General features: G+C 78.2%; 2 protein-coding genes. One reads left to right on the top strand and one right to left on the bottom strand.

The window, feature by feature from the left end:
- A partial coding sequence (locus tag VF468_03455) for a BBE domain-containing protein (GenBank protein HEX5877368.1) occupies positions 1 to 879 on the top strand: 879 nt, incomplete at its 5' end.
- Positions 880 to 889: 10 nt separating this feature from the next.
- Here VF468_03455 and VF468_03460 read toward each other — a convergent pair.
- On the bottom strand, positions 890 to 2,363 hold a 1,474-nt coding region (locus tag VF468_03460), incomplete at its 5' end, for an ABC transporter permease (protein HEX5877369.1).

The raw sequence follows: 2,363 nt of genomic DNA on the forward strand, positions 1-2,363 counted from the left end.
ATGGAAGTCAGCGCCGAGACGGAGCCGGACCTTTTCTGGGGCCTCCGCGGGGGCGGCGGCAACTTCGGGATCGCCACCGCCTTCGAGTACCGGCTGCACCCGGTGGGCCCGCTGCTGCTCTGCGGCCCGATCTTCTGGCCGCTGGCCGACGCCCCCGAGGTGCTCCGCTTCGTCCGCGACTTCGCCCCCCAGGCACCCGACGAGCTGGGCCTGGTCCTGTTCGCGCGCCTGGCCCCGCCGGGCCCGCTGGTGCCCCCGGAGCATTACGGTCGGCCGGTCCTCGGCGTGGTGCCCGCCTGGGTCGGTGACCCGGCCGAGGGGCGGCGGGTGCTGGCGCCGCTGCGCCGGGTCGGCCGGCCCGTGGCCGACAACCTGCGGCCCCTGCCGTACCTGTTCCTGCAGTCGATGGTGGACGCCGGCAACCAGCACGGCCTGCACTGGTACTGGCGGTCGCAGCGGGTTCCCGAGCTGGGCGACGACGTCGTCGACGTGCTCGGCGGGCTCACCGAGTCCATCACCTCGCCGCTGTCGTACATCGCCGGGTTCGCCATGGGCGGCACCGCCGGCCGGGTCGACCCCGACGCCACCGCCGTCGGCGAGCGCGGCAACGGGGTCGAGCTCAGCATCGTCGCCGGCTGGCCGCCGCCCGACCCGGACGGGGACCGCCACGTCGCCTGGGTCCGCCGCGGCTGGACCGGCCTGCGCCCCCACAGCGCCGGGGTCTACGCCCACTTCCTCTCCGACGAGGGCGCGAGCGGGGTCGAGGACGCCTACGGCGAGCGCCTCAAGCGCCTCACCGCCCTCAAGGACCGCTGGGACCCCACCAACCTGTTCCGCATGAACGCCAACATCCCACCGAGCCCGCCCGGCCGCCGTTGAGGGCCGAGCCCTACTCGGTGGCGATGGCGGCGAGCACGTCGGTCCTGGCGGCCCGCCTGGCCGGCCAGGCCGCGGCCAGCACGCCGGCCACCGCCAGCCCGGCCAGGGCGGCCAGCAGCTGGCCCGCCGGCACGGCCGCGTCCAGCAGCCCGGTCCGCAGGGCGGCCCGCTGGAACATGGCGCCGAGCAGGTAGCCGCCGGCGATGCCGAGCAGGCCGCCGACCACGGCGATCAGGGCCGACTCGGCCCGGATCATCGTCCGCAGCTGCCGCCGGGTCAGGCCGAGCGCGCGCAGGAGCCCGAGCTCCCGGGTGCGCTCGGTCACCGACAGGGTGAGGGTGTTGGCCACGCCAAGGACCCCGATCACGACCGCGAGGGCGAGCAGCGCATACAGCACCCCGAGGACCCGTTCGGCGCCGCGCAGCTCCGCCTCCAGGTAGGCCGCCCGCGAGCGGACCACCAGCCCGGGGCGGCCGGCCAGGGCCCGCTCCAGCCCGGCCCGGACCGCGGCCTCGTCCGCGCCCGGGTCGATGGCCACGAAGGCGGCGAAGGCGTCGGGCTCCTCCAGCCGGGGGAGGGCGACCGACTGCGCCACCAGCACCCCGGAGACGGCCCGGGAGGGCCGGTACACGCCGGCGACGGTGGCCGCGTGCTCGCCACCGGCCGGCCAGCCGAGGCTGACGCGGTCACCCACCGACAGGCCGTGCCTTCTGGCCAGGTCGCCGCTGACGAGGACGCCGCCGGCGAGGGCGCCGGTCTGGCCGGACACCATCGTCAGCCGCAGGGCGTGGCCGAGCGCGGCCGGGTCGACGGCCGTCACCGGTGCCCGGGTGGCGAGCCGGCCGACCCGCAGCGGCAGGAACGCATGGCGCGGGGCGGCGACCGCCCGCACGCCGGGCAGGGCGGCCAGCCGCTCGACCGTTGACTGGGGAATGGCGGCGTCCCGCCGGCCGGCCGGTTCGACGACCAGCGGGGCGGCCACCTCGCGGCGGACGCTGGCGACGGTGTGCCGCTCGAGGCTGTGGCCGAAGATGGCCAGGCCCGTGACCACCGACAGGCTGATCATCAGCGCCGCCGCGGTGGCCGCGGTGCGCCGCGGGTCGCGCCGGGCGTTGCCGGCGGCGAGCCGCCCGGTGGGGCCGAGCCGGGCCAGCGGCGCCGACAGCAGCGCCAGCGGCAGCCGGCACAGCGCCGGGGCGCCCAGGACGGCGGCGAGGATGCACAGCGCCGCGCCGCCCAGCCCGACGAGCCCGACCTGCTCGTCGATCTGGTCGGTGACGGCGGCCCAGCCGTAGACGGCGATCCCGGGCGCGGCCAGGACCGCGCCGGCGAGCGTGCGCCGGCGGATACCCCTGGGCGGCGGGGCGGCGCCGCCGCGGAGGGCGGCCACCGGGGGCGTCCGGGCCGCCCGGCTGGCCGCGGCCAGGGCCGACAGCGCCGTCACGGCCACCGCGACGGCCAACGGCGCCAGCAGCGCCGGCCAC

This window comes from Actinomycetota bacterium, from assembly GCA_036280995.1.
In the GTDB taxonomy this organism is placed as follows: Bacteria; Actinomycetota; CALGFH01; order CALGFH01; family CALGFH01; genus CALGFH01.